The following is a 17,355-nucleotide window of genomic DNA, read 5'->3' on the forward strand; positions in this document are numbered from 1 at the left end:
GCAGCAGCTAAAGCGAAGATATGCCTTCGCCGCTAGGTGAGCGGCGAAGGCAGAATTTGATGCTCCGAATAGCGTGGCGCACCACGCCCGGAAACACCCGCTCCGTCAATGCACGGCGTATAGCTTCTTCAAGGCGGACTTGAGCATCTTGCCGGCGGGATTGCGCGGCAACTGCTCGGTGCGCAGGTGCACGGCAGCAGGCACTTTGTACGCAGCCAGGCGCTCGCGCACATGCTGCTGAACGCCCACGGCATCAAGTTCCCAGCCAGGCTTGATCACCAGCACCGCGACGACTGCTTCACCGGTCAGCTCATCGGCTTGACCGAACACCGCCGCCTCTTCGATCGCGGCATGCTGCAGCAAACAGGACTCGACTTCGGCGGCGGAAATCTTCTCGCCCGCACGATTGATCACATCCTTGATGCGATCCACAACGCGCAAATAGCCGTCGGCATCAAGCACACCGATGTCCCCCGTGCGCAGCCAGCCGCCGCGCAGCGCGGCCTCAGCACCTTCAGGCTGATTCAAATAACCCTGCATCACGCTCACGCCGCGCAGCCAGATCTCGCCCGGCTCCCCAACAGGCATAGGCTGGCCATCGAAGTCTGCAATGCGCACATCAATGATGGGCGAAACCAGGCCGGAAGCCTCAGGGCGGGCCGCAAACAAACGACCCGAAGCAGCGGACCCAACACCATTGCTTTCCGTCATGCCAAAGCCAATGCCGGACATGGAGTCGCGCTGCAAAGACAGCACCGCATCGATCAGCGACTGCGGCAAGCCGGCGCCGCCAAAGCCCACGCCGCCCAAGCAGCCGTCCCGGGCCACTTCGGCAAAGCTCGGCTGAGCCAGCAGCTGCCCCACCATGGCCGGCGCGCCATTGAACTGCGTAATCTTTTCCGCCTGCATCAGGGCCAGCGCGCTGACTGGCTCCCAGCGCCGCATGAAGACCAAGCGCCGCCCGTGTCGCAGCGCGGTCAGCAACTGCGCATGCAAGCCGCTGACGTGGAACAAGGGCACGGCCGTCAGGGTGGTTGGCTGCAGGCCTCGGGCCATCACCTTCGCCACGATCTCGGGCGAGGTCATGGCGGAAATGGCACCGATGTAATCAATATTGAAAAGAGCTTGGCAGACCGAGCGGTGGCTGGACAAGACACCCTTGGCCTGGCTGGAAGCCCCCGAGGTGAACAAGATCAAGGCCAAGTCATCGGGCTGGACCGCAACCGGCTGCAAGGCGGGCGCATTGGCAGCGGCCGTCATCAGCTGCCAGTCGGTCGCACCGGCCGCTGCCGAAGCGGCGGGTGCATCCACCACCAAGGCACGGCAACGCAGTGCAGCCAGGTCCGCGCCCACATGGGCGTGGCGCTCGGCATCGCAGATGAGCCAAGCGGGCTGCACATCACGCAGATTCGCCAACAACTCATCGCGCAGACCAAAGCTATTGAGCGGCGCAGGCACCGCACCGGCCAGCACTGTGGCCACAAAAGCCACCGCCCACTCGGGACGATTGCGCATGGCAATGGCCACACGCGCCCCAGGCACCAGACCTTGCTGCTGAAGTCGGGCAGCCAGTGCATCGGCGGCAGCGAAGAAGCGCTCAAAAGTCCAACGCTCGCCCTCATAGACGATGAACTCACGCGCGGCATGTGCACGACCGGCTTGGATCAATGCGGGCAAATCGGTGAACGCATTCTTGTAGACGGAAAAGCGCTGGCCCGCGACATCCAGTTGCTGCAGTTCGAAGGGGGCGCCGGGCCCCGTCAGCTGCGCGCGCATGCCCGCCGCCTGAGCCGCCAATGAGGTGGTGGTGGCCTGCATATTGCTATTGCTCATGACTCAGAAACCCTTCAATGCGGCATAACGCGAGCGATGGAAATGGGCGTCGCCCAGGCTGTGCTGCAGCACCCGTGCACGCTTCACGAACAAGCCAAGATCAAGCTCGTCGGTCACACCGATGCCGCCGTGCAATTGAATGGCCTCATTGCACAGCTTCTCCGCAAGGTCGGCCGCACGGGCCTTGGCCAGGCTGGCCAGCAAGGGCAAGTCGGCTGCGGATTGATCAATCGCGGCGGCTGCGCCCCGCACGGCACTTTCAAGCAACTCCAGTTCGGTGAACAAGCGGGCCATGCGATGTTGCAAGGCCTGGAAGGATCCGATCACCACATCGAACTGCATGCGCTCCTTCAAGTACGCCAAGGTCGACTCGAAGACCTGGCGCAGCAGCCCCAGAGTCTCAGCGGCCAGCAGGATACGGGCGCGGTCCAGCACCTGTTCCAGCACCTGCCCTGCATCGCCCTGGGCCAAGCGCATGTCTTCGGCCAGGCGAACGCCACGCAGCTGCAAGCGGGCGTGGTTGCGGCTGTCGGCCAAATGCAAGGGGCTTAAGTCCACGCCCGGCCGTGCCCGCTCCACCACGAAGAGGCCAAGGCCTTCATCTTGGCCAGCGGCGTCCACTTGCTGCGCCGCCACAATCAACCAGCGCGCGCCGATGCCATCGGCCACAAACCACTTGTCGCCGTCCAACACCCAGCCACCCACCTCACGCCGGGCGACGGTGTCGATGGTTTGCGGAGCGTGGCGGCCGCTGTGTTCATCCAGGGCCAAGGCAAAGCGTTCACTTCCGTCCAGCACCGCGCCCAGCCAGCGCGCCTGTTGCGTCGCGTCACCCGCGGCCAAGAGCAAGCCGCCACCCAGCACCACATGCGACAGCAGCGGCAAGGCCGCCAGGCTTCGCCCCATCTGCTCAAACACAGCCGCCAGCCCGGCAAAGCCGACGCCCAAGCCACCCTGGGCCTCCGGGATCACGGCCGCCGTCCAGCCCAGCTCGACCGCCTGCTGCCACAGCGCGGGATCAAAGCCCAGGTCAGCACCCTCATCGCGCAGCTTGCGCTGCAAGCTCGGTGGCGACTGCGCTTGCAAAAAATCATGTGCGCTGTCGCGCAACATGGTCTGCTCTTCGTTCAACAACATCGTCATGGTCAGTTTCCCTCGATCTCTCAGCCTGGCAGCCCAAGCACGCGCTTGGCAATGATGTTGAGCTGCACTTCCGAGGTGCCGCCACCGATGGTGTAGGTCTTGGTATTGAGCCAGGCGCGGCACACCGCGAGCTCATCGGCGCTGAAGTCATCCCCTTCCCAGCCCAGGCCACGCAAGCCCATGGCTTGCTGGAGCAATTCGTACTTGGCGACCTCTTGCTCGGTCTGCACCAGCTTCATGATGGCAGCCAGGCCGCTGACGTCTTGGCGCGCCATCATTTGCTCCTTCATACGCTGGCTGGTCAAGGCGAAGGCCTGCGCATCCATCAGTACCTGAGCCAGCCGATCGCGCAAGGCGGGCTCACGCAGCGCTCCATCCGCCGCGTAGAGATAGGGCCGCCCCACTTCCAGCGCGTCGTGCGAAGGCGCCCCGCCCTCGGCAAATTTGGCCATCGCCGCACGTTCATGCTGCAGCAGCTTCTTAGCCACGGCCCAGCCCTCGCCCGGCTTGCCCACCAGATTGCGCACAGGCACCCGCACGTTGTCGAAGAAGACCTGGCAGAAGTGAGACTTTCCGCTGATCAGCTCGATTGGTTTGACGCTGACACCGGGGTCCTGCATGTCGATCAAAACGAAGCTGATGCCGTCTTGTTTGCGTGCGCTGCTGTCGGTGCGCACCAGGGCGTACATCCAGTCGGCCTTGTCGCCGTCCGAGGTCCAGATCTTGCCGCCGTTGATCACGTAGTGCGTGCCGTCTGCGTCCAGCTTGGCGGCCGTCTTCAGGCTCGCAAGATCGGAGCCCGCATTCGGCTCGGAAAAGCCCTGACACCAGCGCCGCTCACCGCGCATCATGGGGCGCAGATGCTCCAGCTTTTGCTCCGGCGTGCCCAACTCCAGCAGCACCGGGCCCAACATCCACACGCCCAGGTTGTACTGTGGCTGGCGCCCGCCGATGCGCGCCAGTTCCTGCTCGTAGACGCGCTCCTCCTTGGGGCTGAACCCAGCGCCGCCATAGATTGCAGGCCAGCCGGGTGCGAAGAAGCCGCGTTCGCGGCAGCGCTCGAACCACAGGCGTTGCTCCTCGCTATTGAAAGCCAAGCGGCTACCGCCCCAGACCATCTCATCCGGCACGATGGGCTTGCGCATGCTGGCCGGGCAGTTCGTCTCCAGCCATTGCCGGATGTCGACGCGGAAATTCTCGATCTCACTCACTGAATATGTCTCCTCAGACCAAGCGGCTGAACCGATGGCATCCATCTTCTTCTAGAACTCGGCGCAAGCTGCCCTGGTAGCGCAGGCAGGACAGGTGCGCGATTGTCTCGCCCAGCGCCATCAAGTCATCGACCGGATGGCGACGCTTGGGGAACTGGCGCAGCATCAACTCATAGGCCGTGGCGGCACCCAGTTCATCCAGCGCCGCCAAGAGCAGCTCAAACTGCTGCTGGTGGTGGGCGTGCAACTCCTCCACCCTGGCATGCAAGCCTCGAAAGACACCCTGATGAGAGGGCAGCACCAAGGTGTCAGGCGCTAACTGATCCAAACGATCTAGCGAGGCCAGCCACAGGCGCAAAGGGTCGGCCTCGGGCTCGATGGGCGAGACCAGAACATTCGAGGTGATGCGCGGCAGCAGTTGGTCGCCTGCCAGCAAGATGCGCTCATCCTCGCAATACAGGCATGCATGCTCGGGCGAGTGCCCCTCACCGATCACGACTCGCCAGTCGCGACTGCCAATGCGGATCAGCTCACCTTCGCGGATGCGCTCAAAACTCGGCGGCACCTCGGGCATGAAGGGGTCACGGCGCAGCGCTTCGAACATGCGCGCCACCACATCGGCCGGCATACCGGCCTGTTGGTAAAAGCGCAGATGACTGTCAGGCAGCGGCTCGGGCAAGGTGGAGACGCCGCGCATCATGAAGTACTCGCCATAGCTCATCAGCAGCGGAATCTGATAGCTCTCCATCAACCAGGCGGCCAGACCCGCATGGTCGTAATGACTATGCGTGCAGATCAGCCGTTTGAGCGGCAGGCCGCCCAGCCGGGTCGCCACAATCTCCCGCCACAGTTCCTGGCTGCGCGTTGTGTTGAGGCCGGTGTCCACCAGAGTCCAGCCCTCGCCATCGCGCAGCAGATAGACATTGATGTGATCCAGCGACATGGGCATGGGTTGGCGCAACCACAAGATGCCCGGCGCCACCTCGACCACCGAGCCATCCGCTGCCGGCGGCGTGAAGGGGTAGTCCAGCGCCGCGCTCGCGGCGCGCCGCGGCAGACGGGCTGCCCGCGTATGGCCCACCGGGCTGTCGCCCGCCTCAGACACCGATGGCCTTCGCAAGCGCTGCAGGGCTGAGAGCGACATAGGCCTGCGCGCCGTCATCGCGCACAAAGAGCGGATCCTTGACCAGGCTGGCATCAAAGCCCTCGCGCTGCAGATCAACCTTGCGCAGCTTGTAGTTGCCGGTCATATCGGCCGTGGGCGTGAGCCGAAGGAAAAGCGGCACCGCGTAGTTGGGCAGGCGCGCCATCGCCAGCGCCCAGAAGGCCTGGAGATCGAAGTGGGCGCCCTCGTTCAGCACCAGCGCGGCCATGCCGGCACGGCCTTCACAGCCGGGGACGCGCACACCGTAGACATTGATGGCATCCAGGCCCGGGAAGTCACCCAAGGCGTCTTGCACCTCGGTGGTGGAGACGTTCTCGCTCTTCCAGCGAAAGGTATCGCCAATGCGGTCAACGAACCAGATATAGCCGTCGCCATCACAGCGCAACAGATCGCCCGAGGACCACCAAGCATCGCCCTTGCTGAACACATCACGCAGGATCTTCTTCTCGGAAGCCTCGGCGGAGGTGTAGCCCTCGAAGCGGCCGCCGATGATGTCGGGGTAGCTGTGAATCTGGCCGATGGCCTCGCCAGCCTCATCTTGCGCGGCCAGTTGCAAGAAGCCCTGCGCGTCGCGCACATGGCAGCCGTTTTCCTGGTCGTACTTCAGCAAGCGCAGATTGGTCTTTTCCCAAAACGGTACCCGCCCGCAAGCGCCGACCCGGTTCTCCAAATTGAGGGTGCTGGTGTTGGACTCGGTGGAACCCCAGCCCTCGTAGATTTGCATTTCACCGAAGCGCTGCGTCCATTGTGTCCAGATCTCTGGGCTCAAGCCGGTGCCTGTCATCTTGCGCAGGCTGTGATCGCGCTCATGTGCTGCCGGTGCAGCGCTCAACAAGAAGCGACAGATCTCGCCGACGTACTGGCACATGGTGATGCGGTAGCGGCGCACATCGGGCCAGAACTCACGCCGGCTGAATTTGCGCCGCAGCACCAAGCTGGCCCCAGCGCTGAAGGCCGTGGCCGTGGCCGACATTGACGCAGCGCCGTGATAGAGCGGCAAGAAGCAATAGAACACCTCATCCGGTGTGATCTCCCAGACCGTCTTCATGCTGTCGCCGGCCATCAGCCAACGGCCGTGGCTGATGATGGCGGCCTTGGGCAGGCCGGTGGTGCCAGAGGTGAATATGTATTGCGCCGTGGCGCCAGCATTCAAGCCAGCGCGCCAGTCAGCAGGTGGGTTGTCAGTGCCGCTCTGGGCCACCAAGGCAGCGAAGTCCAGACTACACAGGCCCTGGGCCTGGGCGTCAGCCGGGCGCTCAGGATCGGGCCAGAGCCATAGCGCCAACTGCGGCGGCAGCTCGCCGCTGGCAGAAAAATTGGGCAGGCATTCCTCGCCAACAATCACCGTCCGGGCAGCCGTGACCTCCAGCGCATGCAGCAGAGGCTTGCCACTGAGATGCGTATTCAAAAACGCCACCACGGCGCCAATCTTGCTGAGCCCCAACCAAGCGAAGAAGAAGGCCGGCCGGTTTTCCAGGGCCAACGCCACCACATCGCCGCAGCGCACGCCAAGCGCCTTGGCCGCATGCGCCGCTTGGTTAACGGCCGCATTGAACTCGGCATAGGTCCAGGTCTGCTCGCCATAGCGCACGCAGGGGCGTTGGCCAAACTCGCGCGCACTGGCTTCGACCCGGTCCGCCGTGGTGAAGGGGCTGGAGGCCAGGTAGCTCGCGGCAATCGCAGCACGTCGGTCCAGCTTGGCCTGAGTCACTTCCCGCGGCACGATGGCCGATGTCTCGCTAGTTATCACGCAAGCTCCTTGTTCTGGCAGTTTTTGCAGCAAGGCAGTGGCCGCTTAACGCACCGGCCGCGGCATGCCGAGGCCGAATTGCGCGATCAGTTCGCGCTGGATCTCATTCACGCCACCACCAAAAGTGTTGATGGTTGCGGCGCGCAGTTCGAACTCCAGCTCACCCATCAGGAAGGCCGCACTGCTGCCTGAGCGCACCAATGCGCTGGGGCCAACGATGTCCATCAAGCGGCGCAGAATTTCCACCACGCTCTCGGAGCCATAGACCTTGGTGGTCGAGGCCAGGGCCACATCCATGCCGCCCGCTTCCAAATCAGCGGCGATGCGGAAGTTGGTGATGCGCATGGCTTCCAGCCTCACATAGCACTCGGCCAGAGCGCGCCGCACCCAGGCCTGGTCAACAGCGCGACGGCCTTGCTCGTCCCGCGCCTTGGCCCATAGCAAGACCTTGCGGAAGGGTCCAAACACCTTGTCGGCCCACGAGCCCAGGCCCAGCCGCTCATGGTTGAGCTGGGCAGTGATCAGCTTCCAGCCGCCATGCAATTCGCCGATCAAATTGCCAGCTGGCACTTCCACGTTGTCGTAGTAGGTGGCGGCGGTGAAGTTGCCCACCGTCTCGATCAAGGTGTGGGAGAAGCCGGCTGCGGCCGTGTCCATCACCATGATGGAAATGCCTTTGTGGCGCGCCAACTCGGGGCTGGTGCGCGCTGCCAGCCAGAGGTAGTCAGCCGCCTCGATGCCGGAGGTCCAGAGCTTGGCGCCATTGACGACAAAGTGTCCGCTCTGCAAATCGCCTTCCAGCCGCGCAGTGGTCTTCAGCGTCGCCAAGTCAGAGCCGGCTTGCTGCTCGGAGTAGCCAATCGCGAAGATGATCTCGCCGCTGGCAATACCAGGCAAATAGGCCGCCTTTTGGGCCTCGGTGCCATGCGCCATCAAGGCAGGCCCGACGGTGCTGATGGTCACAAAGGGCAGCGGCGCGCCGGCGATATTGGCCTCTTCAAAAAAGATCAGCTGCTCGGTCGGGCCAAAACCCTGCCCGCCATGCTCCTTGGGCCAGCCCACGGCCAGCCAGCCATCCCGCCCCATCTTGCGAATGGTGTCGCGAAACTCTGTGCCGCTTTCGGCGCCGCGCAGCTTGACGCGCAGCTCAGGCGTCATCAGCTCATTGAAATAGTCACGCACCCGCAGACGCAGGGCATGTTGCTCAGGGCTCAGGTCGATATACATCTGCAGTGCTCCCGTTGCGGCGCTCAGGCCTGGCCCAGAATCAGGCCGCTGGTGGGCACACCGGTGCCGGCAGTGACCACCACATTGCGCACATCGGCCACCTGATTGACAGCCGATCCACGCACCTGGCGCACGGCTTCGGCGATGCCATTCATGCCGTGGATATAGGCCTCGCCGAGTTGGCCGCCGTGGGTATTGATGGGCAGTCGGCCGCCGCGGGCGTGATGACCGGCGCGGACAAAGTCCTTGGCCTCGCCTCGCTTGCAGAAGCCAAATTCCTCCAGCTGCGGCAACACAAAAGGCGTGAAGTGGTCGTAGATCACCGCGGTCTGCACATCCTCAGGCGCCAGGCCACTCTGAGCCCATAGCTGCTTGGCCACCAAGCCCATCTCGGGCAGGCCGGTGATCTCGGGGCGGTAGAAGGAGGTCATGCTCTGCTGGCCATCGCTGATGCCTTGGGCTGCGCCCTTGATCAGCACCGGCTTGGCGCGGAGGTCCCGGGCGCGCTCGACCGAGGTGATCACCATGGCCACCGCCCCATCGCTCTCCTGGCAGCAGTCCAGCAGATGCAGCGGCTCGCAGATCCAGCGGCTGGCCTGATGCTCTTCCAGCGTGATCGGCTTGCCGTAGAAAAAGGCGGCCGGGTTGGTGGCAGCGAAATCACGCGCGGCCACGGCCACACGGCCGAAGTCCTCGCTGGTCGCGCCAAACTCATGCATATAGCGCCGGCCGAACATGCCGACCCAGGCCGCCGGCGTATGAAAGCCGTGCGGCATATACCAGCCGTAATTAACGTTATCGAACAAGGGCGTAGCACCGAAGCCATAGCTGCCGGTGCCGAAGCGGTACCAGCTGCGCTCGTTCATGGCGCGGTAAACCACCACCGTCTTGGCAATGCCACTGGCCACCGCCATCGCCGCATGCAAGACGGGCCCGCAGGCCGCGCCGCCGCCATGCGGCACTTGGGAGAAGAATTTGACGTCGCGGGCGCCGAGCAGGCGGGCAATCTCGTATTCGGGCACTTTGTCGACGCTGTAAGACGAGAAGCCGTCCACGTCCTTGGGGTCAATGCCGGCATCGGCCAAGGCCTGTAGCGTGGCTTCCAGAGCAAGGCGCAGCTCCGTGCGGCCGGAGTTCTTGGAGAACTCGGTGGCGCCCAGGCCAACAATGGCCGTGCGGCCGGAAATATTGAAGTCAGTCATGGTCGAGATTCCTTCGCTTCAAGGCAGGGCAACACGTACCGTGCCGGTGACGTGGCTGCCCATGGAGTTTTTGCCCTTGAGCGTGATATCGACGCTGCGGTCGCTGGCGCGCTTGTCGGTGATGGCGCCGCTGAAGCTCATGGTGTCGCCCGGATAGTTGGGCGCACCCAGCTTGATCTTCAGATCCAAGAGCCTGGCTTGTGGACCTGCCCAGGACTCAATGAAGCGCTGAACCAAGCCGTTAGTGGTCAGGATGTTCATGAAGATGTGGGGCGAACCCAGGGCGCGGGCGGCCTCTAGGTCGTGATGGCCCGGAAAGTAGTCGCGCGTCGCGATGGCGCCACCGGCGATCAGGGGCACCGTGATTGGCACGGCCAGGCCGGGCAGCTCATCGCCGAGCTGGACGGCATCGAAGCGAGGCGTTGCGGAGTTTTGATTTTTAGTCGTCATGGTTGCTTGCTCGCTCACTTACTCAGCAGTCTTCGGGCAGGTCGTACTTCCAGCCCAGCGTGTCGTTGTCGGCCAACCAGTCGCCCAGAATGGCCAGATGGTGTTCACTGCCACCCAGCAGAACGCCGAGCGCGCGACTCCAATACAAATAGCGGTGCATGGGATAGGTCACGTCAACACCGATGCCGCCGTGAACGTGCTGGGCCATATGGCCGGTACGGTGGCCGAGTTCATTGGCCAGGGCCCGCGTCGCATGAGCCTGCGGTGCGCTGGGGCGCCCCTGATCCAGACGCCAGACCAATTGCCACAGCGATGCCCGCAGTGCCTCGGTGGCGATATGCCCATCGGCCATCTGCCCCGCCACCAATTGAAAGCTGCCGATGGCACGACCGAACTGTTGACGTTCGCTGACATAGGCCACGGTGGCGCGCAGCTGCTGCTGGGTCACGCCCAGCTGCAGCGCTGCGGCGCAGGCAATAGCGCGCTGCTCTACCCAGGCGCAAGCCTCCGCAGGTAAGAGGGCCAGCACCGGCACGCCGGCGAAGCTCAAGTCGGCCAGGCCCTGGTGATGCTGACTCAAGCCGGGATCGCGAGTGACACCAGGCTGCGTCAAGTCAACCAGCGCCAAGCGGTACTGGCCGCGCGCTTCAACGGCCAGCAAAGCATGGCCCGCCAGGTCACCCAGAGGCACAGCCAGAGTGCTGCCATGCAAGACACCGTCCTGAACCCGCAGGCTGGGGCCATGGCTTGCCATCAAGGCGGTCAGCGACAGCGCCATCACCTCGCCCTGGATGGCACGTTCCAGCACCGCAGCCGACGCCTCAGGCACATAACGCGCCAAGGCCGCGCACACCAGTTGCTGCTCCCACAGAGGCACCAAGGCCAGGGCCCGACCCTGCTGTTCCAGCACCGCCATCAACTCGGTCATACCCAGGCCGAGACCGCCCAAGGCTTCCGGGACAAGAATGCTGTGCAGACCTGAAGTCACGCATTGCTGCCACAGCGCGCTCATGAAGGCGCTGCCGCCGAGGTCATGGGCACGTAGTTGCTCGTCGCCGCAATAGTCAGCGAACAGGCCTTGCGCCATATCGGCAAATGCCCGCTGGTCTTCGCTTAATTGGAAATCCATGGCTCTACCCTTTTCGCTCAGGCCGGCACGGGCCGGAATTGCGGCAGCACCAGCTCACCGTCATTGAAGGCGTTGAACTCGACCTGCACGCGCTGGCCGATCTGCACCTCGCTCGGCTTAATGCCCACCAGTTGCGCCACCAGGCGGGTGCCCTCGTCCAGCTCGATCAGGCCGATCGGGTTGGGATGGTCAAAGGGCGGCACCTCGGGGTAGTGCATCACCACGAAGGAATAGACCGTGCCGCCGCCGCTGGCCTGCAGCGTGTCCCACTCGAAGGAATGGCAGCTCGGGCAGACCGGGCCGGGCGGGTGGCGCAAGCTGCCGCAACTCTTGCAGCGTTGAATCAGCAACCGCCCTTCACGCACGCCGTCCCAGAAGAATCGGTTGTCATCGCTGATGCCGGGGGCCGAGCGCTTGATCTTGGGCGGGCCGGCTGGCACATCTGCCTTGCTGCCGCTGCTGCCATCAGCAGGCTTGACCGGATTGGCCGGTCGAAACTTGAAGACGCGGAACAGCAACTCGCCGACCTTCTCGTCCCCAGCGCTCCGCTCAGAGAAAAAAGTCATCACCAGGGTGACGAAGAATCCTGTACCCAAGGCGGTGGTTTTCTCTTCGCCCACCGAATCGAGTCGGGTGGTGTAGTAGAGCTTTTCACCCTCACGCACCATGCGCTCGAAGCTGAGCTCGGAGTTCACCGCCACCACCGACGCGAAGCCCTCGGTCTCCATGAGCTTGAGGACTTCGTAGGGGTTCTCGGTGGTCGAACCCGGCGGGTAGTTGTTCGCCACCGGTCCTTCCATGCACCAGACTTGCAGCATGGCGGCTGGCGCCAGTACCGTGCCGTCGGCATCCACCGGCACGGCCACACCCATGAGCTCGCACCATTGGCGAATCATCGGCGCATTGACCTTGTCCCAGGCATAGACACGTCCGTATTGCTTGCCCACCAGGGCTCGTGCCCGCTTCATCCAATCTTGTTCGGCCAAGAGATGCTCCTTGTTATTGCGTAGCGAGCCGCGCCGGGCTCAGGACTTGTCCGTGTGCTTGTCCGTGGGCTTGGCCGCGGACATGAATGCGGGTCGCTCACCGCCGCCATGCAGCAGCAAATTGCTACCGCTCATATAGGCCGCTCGCGGCGAGGCCACGTAGAGGCAGGCTTGAGCGATGTCGGCCGGCTCGGCCAAGCGGCCGGCGGGAATGGTGGCGGCCACCGCAGTGATGCCGGCCTCATTGCCAAAGTGCAGATGCGACTGCTCGGTTCGCACCAGGCCCGGGCTCACCGCCACGACGCGCACCTTCGGTGCCCACTCCACCGCTAGCGAGCCGGTCAGGCTCAGCACAGCCGCCTTCGCCGCGCCATAGGCCGCAGTTCCTGGCGAAGGCCGCAAGGCGCTGATGCTGCCGATATTGACGATCACCCCGCCCTCGTCCTGCTGCTGCATGACCGCGTTGGCGGCTTGAGCAGCATGCAAGGTGGCGAAGAGATTCAGACGCAGCACGCCTTCATGGAAGCGCGGCGACACCGTGGCCGCTTCCACCTCGGGCGCACCACCGGCGTTATTGACCAGCACATCCAGCCGGCCATGTAGACGCACAACTTCCGCCACCATGGCACGCACAGCCTCGGCCTCGCGCACATCACAGCTCAGAAACTCGGCCTGCCGCATCACGCCGGCATCAATCACCGCCGGCAACTCCGGCGGGGCATTACGGCCGCACACGACGACGGTGGCACCTGCGGCGAGGAAGTGCTCGGCAATACCGCGACCAATGCCTTTGGTGCCGCCGGTGACCAGCACCACACGTTGCGCATACTCTTGAGAATTCGGGTTCATGCCCTGGAATCTAGAGAAGCCGCGCCGGCGCAGATACGTCCAAAAGGACGATGTTGTCGAAGGCTGCGGCGCCGACGATGGACACCGCCCCAACGCAGGGCCATCCCGAACGAGATCTCTATGACCCAAGCTACTGCCTGCACCGACGAGCTGCTGCTCGAAACCCCTGAAGACGGCGTCGCCCTCGTGCGCCTGAATCGCCCCGCGGCCACCAATGCCCTGAGCCTGTCACTGCAGCAAGCCTTGTCGCGCACCTTCGACGCACTCAGCCAAGATCCGGCGGTGCGCGCCATCGTGCTGACCGGCGGCGACAAGGTCTTCGCGGCCGGCGGCGACATCAAAAGCATGGACGACTGCGGCCCGATCGAGATCATGCAGCGCCACACCGAACGCGTCTGGGCACCGATCGAGCGCTGCCCCAAGCCCATCATCGCGGCCGTCTGCGGCTATGCCTTTGGCGGCGGCGCGGAACTGGCCATGCACGCCGACATCATCATTGCCGGCACCAGCGCGAGCTTTGCCCAGCCCGAGATCCGCATTGGCATCATGCCCGGCATCGGCGGCACCCAGCGCCTGGTTCGCGCGGTGGGCAAGTTCAACGCCATGCAAATTTTGCTAACTGGCAAACCCATCGGCGCCGACGAAGCGCGGCTGATGGGCTTGGTCAGCCAGGTGGTGGCAGATGATCAGGTGGTGGATGAAGCCATCAAGATGGCCGCGCTGATCGCCGCCATGCCCCCCCTCGCCGCCCAGCAGATCAAAGAAGTGGTGCTGGCCGGCGTAGACGCTTCACTGGAAACGGCTTTGATGCTTGAGCGCAAAGCCAACCAGCTGCTGTTCGCGACCCGCGATCAGAAAGAAGGCATGCAAGCCTTCATCGAAAAGCGCCGCCCCAAGTTCGAGGGGCGCTGAACGACATCAGCAGGCTCAAGAGCCTGCGCCGATATTGGCTGGGCCGAAAAAGGCCTGCATGGACACCACTTTGCCGGCCTCATTGAAGCGAAACACATCGATGGGCCGGATCACCATCTGCTGGCCCTCATGCTGCAAGCTGACGCTGAATGCAAACGCGGCCTCCTTGGCGGCCACGCGCACCTGCCCCTCCAAAGCCAAGGTCAGCTGCATGCCCAGCGAGGTCGCGTAGAAGGCGCGGATCTCGGCATGCCCGCGCTTGGGCGGGCTGCCCACGGGATCTTCCACGCTGGCATCGGCATCGAACAAGGCCAGCACCGCATCAAGGTCCGCGGCATTGAGTGCGCGCAGGTACTCATGCACCGCAGCTTCCATCTGAGCGGGATCTGGCATCGCTAGCTCCTGGCGCATCAGAACTGAGTCGGCCGGCCGGCCGCGTCAATGCCGCCGTCAACGACGATTTGGGCGCCATGCACATAGCTTGCAGCCGGGCTGAACAGGAAGGTCACGACCGCAGCAATCTCCTGCGCCTCGGCGCGGCGGCCCAGTGGCGGGACGAAGTTCTTGATGGCCTCGCCGAAGCGCGGATCCTTCAGGCCCTCTTGCAGCAGCGGGGTTTCGGTGGCGCCCGGCGCTACCGTATTCAAGCGCACGCCGGCCTGCCCCCAGGCCTGGGCACGCTTGCGCACCGCCACGGTCACGGCATTCTTGGAGCCCGCATAAGCCAGGTGGCCACCGGCGGGGCCGGCTCCCATCACGATGGCATGCGCATGGGCTTCATCGCCGGCTTCCAGCGCGGCCGCGAGCGGGTTCTTGTCCCAAGGCAGATGGGCCGAGGCCACCGAGGAAATCACCACCGCCGAGGGCTGGCTGCCGCGCCGCAGCGCCGGCAGCAGCGCGTCCAGCAACTCGACCGCACCGAAGTAGTTCACCGAAACGGTCAGCGAGGCCGGATTGACCTGCGCCCCCAAGCCCGCGCACAAAAGCACCCCGTCCAGCTGACCTTCGCAGCGCGCCAGAATCTGCTCGATGGCGCTCGCGCGGCCTTGCGGGGTAGAAAGGTCGCCAATGATGTCGGCATTGCGCAGGTCAAGGCCGATGACTTGATGGCCGGCCGCCTTCAATGCCGCAGCGCAGGCCGCGCCGATGCCCGAGGCCGATCCGGTGATGAGAGTAGTTGGCATAGTGTTCTGGTCCTGTGGCAATTCAATGCTGTCGTGGCTGTGATGTGAGCTTGGCTGGCACCCGATCCGCCCTGGGGTGCACGCTCGGCACACTCGTCATTCGTATTTCACTCGTCTATCTGACCCGAGAGCCCATGTCCGCACCACATGCAAACGGACGATGCCGTATGCCCCCGCCTCGGTAGTCTGCCGCATCGGATCAGCAGGGTCCTCTTCGTGATGGACGATGAGATTGCACACAAACCCCAAGCCCGCTGAAGCCAGCGCCCAGTTTCCACATCTGCTGGCCCCCTACCAACTGGGACGCCTCACCCTGAAAAACCGCAGCATCATGGGCTCCATGCACACCGGCCTGGAGGAGCAGCCCGACGGCATGGCGAAGTTGGCCGCCTTCTACGCGGCTCGGGCGCGCGGCGGTGCGGCCATGATCATCACCGGCGGCCTGGGCATCAGCCCCGAGGCCCTGGGCATGCCCCAGCATGCCGAACACTCGACGCTGTGCACCCCGGCGCAGGCCCTGCGCCACCGCCTCTTGACCGAGGCCGTGCATCGTGAAGGCAGCCATGTGCTGGCCCAGCTATTGCATGTGGGCCGCTATGACCATGCCAGTGGCGGCGTCTCGGCCTCGGCGCTGCGCTCGCCCTTGTCGGCGCATACGCCGCGCGAACTCAGCGAGGCCGAGATTGAGGCGCTGGTTCAGGCCTATGCCGACAGCGCCGCGCTGGCGCGCTTGGCCGGCTATGGCGGCGTTGAGGTGATGGGCGGTGAAGGCTATCTGATCAATCAATTCCTGGCGCCGCGTAGCAACCAGCGCCGCGACCGCTGGGGCGGCAGCCCCGAGGGTCGCTGGCGCTTTGCGCTCAGCATCGTCAGTCGCATCCGCGAACGCCTCGGCCCAGACTTCCTCCTAATGTTTCGCCTCTCGCTGCTGGATCTGGTGGAGGACGGCAGTTGCCGCGATGAGGTGCTGGCCTGCGCCCGTGCCCTGGAGCAAGCCGGTGTGGATGTGATCAATGGCGGCTTTGGCTGGCATGAGGCGCGGGTCCCGACCATTGCCACCCTGGTGCCGCGCGCCGCCTTCAGCTGGGCAACTCGCCAGCTGCGCGAGGCCGTCAGCATCCCAGTGGTGGCCAGCAACCGGATCAACCGGCCGGAAGTGGCCGAACTCATCCTGGCACGCGGCGATGCAGACCTGATCTCGATGGCGCGGCCTTTTCTGGCCGACCCCGAGCTGATGCGCAAGGCCGCCACCGGCCAGGCCGAGCAGATCAACACCTGCATCGCCTGCAACCAAAGCTGCCTGGATGCCGCCTTCGAGCAGCGCGCCGTTTCTTGCCTGGTCAACCCACTGGCTTGCCGCGAAACAGAATGGCAGCTCGTGCCCGCACAGCAGCCGCGGCGCATCGCGGTTGTGGGCGCGGGCCCTGCCGGCCTGGCCTGCGCCACACAAGCGGCGGCACGCGGCCACTTGGTGACCCTGTTCGAAGCCGGTGACGAGATCGGCGGCCAGTTCCAGCTGGCCCGGCGCATTCCCGGCAAGGAGGAATTTGCCGAGACCCTGAACTACTGGCGCGGCCAACTGCAGCGCCACGGCGTCCGTCTACACCTGCGCACCCGCGCAGGCCTGGCCGAGCTGGCCGGCTTCGACCACATCGTGTTGGCCACGGGTGTGCAAGCACGCACGCCAGAGATTCCCGGCATCGCCCACGCCAAAGTGCGCAGCTATGCGCAGGCCATCATGGCACCGCAAGCCCTGGGCAAGCGGGTGGCGGTGATCGGTGCCGGCGGCATCGGCTTCGATGTGGCGGAACTGCTCAGTGAAGCCGAAGGCTGCGGCCAGAGCACACCCCCACGCAATGAAGCCGAGGTCCACGCTTATCTTGAGGAATGGGGCATAGACCGCGGCACCGGCAGCGCGGGCGGCCTCAAGCCGGCGGCGGCACGGCCATCCAGCCGAGAGGTCTGGCTGCTGCAGCGCAGCCCCGGCAAGCCCGGCCGGCGCCTCGCCCGCAGCACCGGCTGGATCCGCCGGCTGCGCCTGGAGCGGCGCGGCGTGCAAATGCAAGGCGGCGTCGAGTACTTACGCATCGACGATGCCGGCCTTCATCTGCTCAAGGACGGACAAGCGCTTTGCCTGCCTGTCGACCATGTGGTGGTGTGCGCCGGCCAGGACAGCGTGCGCGGGCTGGCCGCGCCCTTACGCGCCAGCGGCGCGCTTGTCAGCGTCATCGGCGGCGCCGATGTCGCGCAGGAAATCGACGCCCGCCGCGCCATCGAGCAAGGCACCCAGCTGGCTTTGAGCTTGTAGACCTGC

General features: G+C 64.6%; 15 protein-coding genes. 2 read left to right on the forward strand and 13 right to left on the reverse strand.

The window, feature by feature from the left end:
• Nucleotides 1-105 precede the first annotated feature (105 nt).
• From AABB87_RS15800 to AABB87_RS15850, 11 genes are read right to left on the reverse strand one after another with little or no spacing between them, the layout of a single operon-like run.
• On the reverse strand, nt 106-1,833 hold the full coding sequence (locus AABB87_RS15800) for a class I adenylate-forming enzyme family protein (protein ID WP_341972144.1): 1,728 nt from the start codon (nt 1,831-1,833) through the stop codon (nt 106-108).
• Nucleotides 1,834-1,836: 3 nt separating this feature from the next.
• The gene (locus AABB87_RS15805) at nt 1,837-2,976 is read right to left on the reverse strand and encodes an acyl-CoA dehydrogenase family protein (protein ID WP_341972145.1); all 1,140 of its coding nucleotides are present in this window, start codon (nt 2,974-2,976) and stop codon (nt 1,837-1,839) included.
• 20 nt (nt 2,977-2,996) lie between these two features.
• Complete coding sequence (locus tag AABB87_RS15810) at nt 2,997-4,187, reverse strand: acyl-CoA dehydrogenase family protein (RefSeq protein WP_341972146.1); 1,191 nt, start codon at nt 4,185-4,187, stop codon at nt 2,997-2,999.
• A gap of 13 nt (nt 4,188-4,200) precedes the next feature.
• The gene (locus AABB87_RS15815) at nt 4,201-5,331 is read right to left on the reverse strand and encodes an MBL fold metallo-hydrolase (protein WP_341972147.1); all 1,131 of its coding nucleotides are present in this window, start codon (nt 5,329-5,331) and stop codon (nt 4,201-4,203) included.
• Nucleotides 5,285-7,102: a long-chain-acyl-CoA synthetase gene (locus AABB87_RS15820; protein WP_341972148.1), complete on the reverse strand. Its 1,818-nt coding sequence runs from the start codon at nt 7,100-7,102 to the stop codon at nt 5,285-5,287. The genes AABB87_RS15815 and AABB87_RS15820 overlap by 47 nt, the downstream gene beginning before the upstream one ends.
• A 45-nt stretch (nt 7,103-7,147) precedes the next feature.
• Nucleotides 7,148-8,329 carry an acyl-CoA dehydrogenase family protein gene (locus AABB87_RS15825; RefSeq protein ID WP_295082259.1) on the reverse strand — a complete coding sequence of 394 codons (1,182 nt, stop codon included), beginning with the start codon at nt 8,327-8,329 and terminating at the stop codon, nt 7,148-7,150.
• Between the two features lie 23 nt (nt 8,330-8,352).
• Nucleotides 8,353-9,531, reverse strand: a complete 1,179-nt coding sequence (locus AABB87_RS15830; RefSeq protein WP_341972149.1) for a lipid-transfer protein — start codon at nt 9,529-9,531, stop codon at nt 8,353-8,355.
• 18 nt (nt 9,532-9,549) lie between these two features.
• Nucleotides 9,550-9,981 carry a MaoC family dehydratase gene (locus AABB87_RS15835; RefSeq protein WP_295082255.1) on the reverse strand — a complete coding sequence of 144 codons (432 nt, stop codon included), beginning with the start codon at nt 9,979-9,981 and terminating at the stop codon, nt 9,550-9,552.
• Nucleotides 9,982-10,003: 22 nt separating this feature from the next.
• Nucleotides 10,004-11,110, reverse strand: a complete 1,107-nt coding sequence (locus AABB87_RS15840) for an acyl-CoA dehydrogenase family protein (RefSeq protein ID WP_341972150.1) — start codon at nt 11,108-11,110, stop codon at nt 10,004-10,006.
• A gap of 17 nt (nt 11,111-11,127) precedes the next feature.
• Nucleotides 11,128-12,096, reverse strand: a complete 969-nt coding sequence (locus AABB87_RS15845) for a Zn-ribbon domain-containing OB-fold protein (RefSeq protein ID WP_341972151.1) — start codon at nt 12,094-12,096, stop codon at nt 11,128-11,130.
• Nucleotides 12,097-12,135: 39 nt separating this feature from the next.
• On the reverse strand, nt 12,136-12,945 hold the full coding sequence (locus AABB87_RS15850; protein ID WP_341972152.1) for an SDR family oxidoreductase: 810 nt from the start codon (nt 12,943-12,945) through the stop codon (nt 12,136-12,138).
• A 120-nt stretch (nt 12,946-13,065) separates the two neighbouring features.
• Between AABB87_RS15850 and AABB87_RS15855 the strand changes: the two genes are divergently transcribed.
• Nucleotides 13,066-13,857 carry an enoyl-CoA hydratase gene (locus AABB87_RS15855; protein ID WP_341972154.1) on the forward strand — a complete coding sequence of 264 codons (792 nt, stop codon included), beginning with the start codon at nt 13,066-13,068 and terminating at the stop codon, nt 13,855-13,857.
• A gap of 15 nt (nt 13,858-13,872) precedes the next feature.
• Here AABB87_RS15855 and AABB87_RS15860 read toward each other — a convergent pair whose 3' ends face one another.
• Both AABB87_RS15860 and AABB87_RS15865 read right to left on the reverse strand, forming a co-directional pair.
• Nucleotides 13,873-14,250, reverse strand: a complete 378-nt coding sequence (locus AABB87_RS15860; protein WP_341972155.1) for a nuclear transport factor 2 family protein — start codon at nt 14,248-14,250, stop codon at nt 13,873-13,875.
• A gap of 17 nt (nt 14,251-14,267) precedes the next feature.
• Nucleotides 14,268-15,041, reverse strand: coding sequence for an SDR family oxidoreductase (locus tag AABB87_RS15865; RefSeq protein WP_341972156.1), 774 nt, complete (start codon nt 15,039-15,041; stop codon nt 14,268-14,270).
• Between the two features lie 226 nt (nt 15,042-15,267).
• Here AABB87_RS15865 and AABB87_RS15870 point away from each other — a divergent pair, with 226 nt between their 5' ends.
• On the forward strand, nt 15,268-17,349 hold the full coding sequence (locus AABB87_RS15870; RefSeq protein ID WP_341972157.1) for an NADPH-dependent 2,4-dienoyl-CoA reductase: 2,082 nt from the start codon (nt 15,268-15,270) through the stop codon (nt 17,347-17,349).
• Nucleotides 17,350-17,355: the final 6 nt, after the last annotated feature.

This window comes from Roseateles sp. PN1, from assembly GCF_038419725.1.
Lineage (GTDB): Bacteria > Pseudomonadota > Gammaproteobacteria > Burkholderiales > Burkholderiaceae_C > Paucibacter_A.

Coding starts and splice junctions, on each gene's coding strand:
- AABB87_RS15800 (WP_341972144.1), bottom strand. CDS start 1,833: ATGAGCAATAGCAATATGCAGGCCACCACCACCTCATTGGCGGCTCAG.
- AABB87_RS15805 (WP_341972145.1), bottom strand. CDS start 2,976: ATGACGATGTTGTTGAACGAAGAGCAGACCATGTTGCGCGACAGCGCA.
- AABB87_RS15815 (WP_341972147.1), bottom strand. CDS start 5,331: ATGTCGCTCTCAGCCCTGCAGCGCTTGCGAAGGCCATCGGTGTCTGAG.
- AABB87_RS15825 (WP_295082259.1), bottom strand. CDS start 8,329: ATGTATATCGACCTGAGCCCTGAGCAACATGCCCTGCGTCTGCGGGTG.
- AABB87_RS15830 (WP_341972149.1), bottom strand. CDS start 9,531: ATGACTGACTTCAATATTTCCGGCCGCACGGCCATTGTTGGCCTGGGC.
- AABB87_RS15835 (WP_295082255.1), bottom strand. CDS start 9,981: ATGACGACTAAAAATCAAAACTCCGCAACGCCTCGCTTCGATGCCGTC.
- AABB87_RS15840 (WP_341972150.1), bottom strand. CDS start 11,110: ATGGATTTCCAATTAAGCGAAGACCAGCGGGCATTTGCCGATATGGCG.
- AABB87_RS15850 (WP_341972152.1), bottom strand. CDS start 12,945: ATGAACCCGAATTCTCAAGAGTATGCGCAACGTGTGGTGCTGGTCACC.
- AABB87_RS15855 (WP_341972154.1), top strand. CDS start 13,066: ATGACCCAAGCTACTGCCTGCACCGACGAGCTGCTGCTCGAAACCCCT.
- AABB87_RS15860 (WP_341972155.1), bottom strand. CDS start 14,250: ATGCCAGATCCCGCTCAGATGGAAGCTGCGGTGCATGAGTACCTGCGC.
- AABB87_RS15865 (WP_341972156.1), bottom strand. CDS start 15,041: ATGCCAACTACTCTCATCACCGGATCGGCCTCGGGCATCGGCGCGGCC.
- AABB87_RS15870 (WP_341972157.1), top strand. CDS start 15,268: ATGAGATTGCACACAAACCCCAAGCCCGCTGAAGCCAGCGCCCAGTTT.